General features: G+C 35.1%; 5 protein-coding genes. 3 read left to right on the top strand and 2 right to left on the bottom strand.

The features are described 5' to 3' along the window. Positions 1-487 (top strand): hypothetical protein (locus ACFIMM_RS09240; RefSeq protein ID WP_375692705.1); only part of this gene is annotated, 487 nt, incomplete at its 5' end. Positions 488-643: 156 nt separating this feature from the next. On the opposite strand, the gene ACFIMM_RS09235 is transcribed toward ACFIMM_RS09240, so the two are convergent. Both ACFIMM_RS09235 and ACFIMM_RS09230 read right to left on the bottom strand, forming a co-directional pair. Continuing rightward, positions 644-937: a HigA family addiction module antitoxin gene (locus tag ACFIMM_RS09235; protein ID WP_375613679.1), complete on the bottom strand. Its 294-nt coding sequence runs from the start codon at positions 935-937 to the stop codon at positions 644-646. A 16-nt stretch (positions 938-953) separates the two neighbouring features. Continuing rightward, on the bottom strand, positions 954-1,235 hold the full coding sequence (locus ACFIMM_RS09230) for a type II toxin-antitoxin system RelE/ParE family toxin (protein WP_252619286.1): 282 nt from the start codon (positions 1,233-1,235) through the stop codon (positions 954-956). Between the two features lie 188 nt (positions 1,236-1,423). On the opposite strand from ACFIMM_RS09230, the gene ssb reads away from it, so the two are divergent. Both ssb and ACFIMM_RS09220 read left to right on the top strand, forming a co-directional pair. After that, entirely contained in the window at positions 1,424-1,867 is a 444-nt protein-coding gene (gene ssb, locus ACFIMM_RS09225) for a single-stranded DNA-binding protein (RefSeq protein WP_375682511.1), read from the top strand. A 52-nt stretch (positions 1,868-1,919) separates the two neighbouring features. Continuing rightward, a complete protein-coding gene (locus ACFIMM_RS09220) occupies positions 1,920-2,414 on the top strand; it encodes a hypothetical protein (protein ID WP_375613681.1) in 495 nt (164 codons plus the stop codon). Positions 2,415-2,419 lie beyond the last annotated feature (5 nt).

Here is a 2,419-nt window from a genome sequence, read left to right as displayed (position 1 = left end):
GTTTGGCATTATAACTTTTATATTTTTATGTTTTTTAGGAATTAAAAAAAATCCCTACTTTATTCAAAGTATTTTGACATTCGCATCTGTTTCTTTGGTAATAGTCACAGCGGTTTTTGCAATTTTATGCAATTCTCATATTCCTTTTGAGTTGCAGAACAATCCAAAATATAAAGATGATGATACAACGGGTTGGGTGAAACTAACACGTGATTTACAACAGTATATGCACCGACTTTTAAAACTAATAAGTGTAGCGCTTGTCGTTTTAATTTTCCCAAGTAGTTATAAAGAAACGGTTTCTTTGCCTATTATTTCTAAGTACGTGGAGTACAAGCTTTCTTTTCCATTGGATGCTGTACTTTGGTACTCAGATATTGCTCTTTGGTATTCCTTTTTAGTCTGTGTATTTTTCCTTATGTTACGTACACGCAGTTTAATAAACATATCTATTTACACACTACAGTGCTCAGTTAAAAAGCTATAGTAAAATTTCCGATTTTATAAAACTGTTTAGATTAAATGGCGTTGTCTCTTCTCAACGTTCATAGATGAAATCAACAAGAGCATAAAAAACTATCGTGGGCTGCTTGATTTTAAAGAACATGACCTCTAGGTGTGAAGAAAGATGGGCTAAGTCTTTCTAAAAATGCCCTACTTGCTCTAAAGGTGAAATATGTGGGATTGGGCTGTTATGCCGAGCTTGCCACAAATCATGCTTTTGTTGCAATTTAAGCCAGAATTCCGCATCATTTAAACCCGCTTTTTCTAACCGTAAAGCTAAGTTAATACTAATCGCCGCATGGCAGTTTAAGACGCGGGATAAAGTTAAACGTGCAACGCCAAGACGATTTGCAGCTTCTGTTACTGTTAACCCTAATTCATCAAGCAATTCTTCTTTCAAAATGCCGCCAGGGTGTGGAGGATTGTACATCATAATAACACCTCAAAACTCAATGGTAATCTTGATAATCAACCAGTTCAACGTCTGTCCCAATGAAACGAAAAGTAACACGCCAATTTCCATTGACACGCATTGACCAGTAACCTTTTAAATCGCCCGTAAGCGCATGTAGACGATACGATTTAAGAGTAACTTGTTCAGGCGCGGATATTGTATCTAAAATTACTAAAATGTTTGCTAATTTTTTAGCATGCGCGGGTTGTATGCCTTTGCAGACTCCTCTTTCAAAGAATAATTTCAACCCTTTATGCTTAAAACTAACGATTGCCATATATACCCTCTTGATACTTGATACTATACACCATGCATTTATGTCAATTGATTATTTATCAAAGAGCATATTAAACATAATTTTATATGTTAAAAAACAATAATATCATTTTGAAATAATTGAAAAAATATGCAAATCATGCTAGGATTTTGTATGTATTAAAATACAAATTTAAGGTAAGAAAAAACATGCTAAATAAAGTGATGTTAATCGGGCGTTTAGGTGCTGATCCCGAAAGCAAAACAATGAATTCTAGAACAGAAGTAGTCAATTTTCGTATGGCAACTTCTGAGAGCTATACAGATAAAAATACTCATCAAAAAGTAGAGAAAACTGAATGGCATTCAGTTGTGATTTTTAATCCACATTTGGCAAAAATTGCACTTCAGTATCTCAACAAAGGTTCAAAAGTTTACGTAGAAGGAAAATTACAAACACGCAAATGGCAAGATAAAAATGGGCATGACCATTACACAACAGAGATTGTCTTGCCACAATTCAAAGGCGAGTTGTATTTGCTTGATGTAAAGAAAGATCAATCTGCCCCTTCTTCCGTTACTTCTCAAAATTATGCTATCGCTTCAGGTGCTGCTGATCATAGTGCATCTCTTAATGACAGCATACCATTTTGATTGAAAAATAGAGCAAAGAGAAACATGTGGGCTCCCACAGATTAGGGGATGTATGAAAAAGAAAGATGCTTACATTTCACAAGTGAAAGTACGTCAAGATCCTGTTAATCAATTGGCAATTGAAATGCGTGCTAAACGCTTCTGCTTGACCATAGAAGAGGCTAAAAATCCGCTTGCTGGTACTTATGTTGGGCGGCTTTGTTTGCAAGGTGTGCTTACTCAAGACCAGTATGATGCTGCGCAAAAATATCTTGAAGTGAAAAATGACTATTTGTGTGCAAAAGGTTTACCAAGCGCTGTTTATGACGAAATACCATCATCTTCTGATGACAAAGCAAGAGAAAAATGGGTTGAATTTGCAACAGAACAGTTTTCTAATATGCAAGAGGTGATAAAAGAAACACAACATCTCTATAGACAGTATAATCTTTATGCAGCAATACAATATATTGTTGTCGAAGACAAAACATTACCACATCTTGTGAATTCATTGCGGGTCGCTCTTAACGCGCTTCATAAATATTTTGACAGAAAAACTAAATGGTAAATGTT

It is taken from the genome of Bartonella sp. AP258QHHD (assembly GCF_042196145.1).
Classification (GTDB): domain Bacteria; phylum Pseudomonadota; class Alphaproteobacteria; order Rhizobiales; family Rhizobiaceae; genus Bartonella.
The sequence above is the reverse complement of the archived record's forward strand: the minus strand, read 5'-3'. Positions and strand labels throughout refer to the sequence as shown.